Below are 333 nucleotides of genomic sequence, written 5' to 3'. Positions count from 1 at the left end.
GCTTCAAGCCTACGGTTGAAAACAGGGGGTCTGCTCGCCTAATCGGGCTCACAAAAGGTGGAATGAACACCAAATTGCATGCAATCCCTGACACCAAAGGTCGCCCAATTCATTTCATTATAACCGCAGGTTAACCCTCTCAGCGATGCAAGCATCGCCTGCCGGGCAATGGTCCAGCGATTATACTGGCCCGCCTTATTGGGTGATCTTCCCGCTGCAGATTGGCTGCTGGCAGATCGTGGCTATGATGCTGATTGGTTTCGGAATGCCTTGATGAAAAAGGGAACACAGCCCTGCATCCCGGGCAGAAAGTCCCGTAAAAAGGTCATCAAG

The 333-nt window shown here is 52.0% G+C and carries 1 pseudogene; it reads left to right on the top strand.

The features are described from left to right. Window positions 1-333: pseudogene (locus AB9F27_RS22155) on the top strand (IS5/IS1182 family transposase); the annotation flags it as partial.

Source organism: Falsihalocynthiibacter sp. CO-5D18, assembly GCF_041205445.1.
Lineage (GTDB): Bacteria > Pseudomonadota > Alphaproteobacteria > Rhodobacterales > Rhodobacteraceae > Falsihalocynthiibacter > Falsihalocynthiibacter arcticus.
This window is presented reverse-complemented; position numbering and strand designations above follow the sequence as displayed.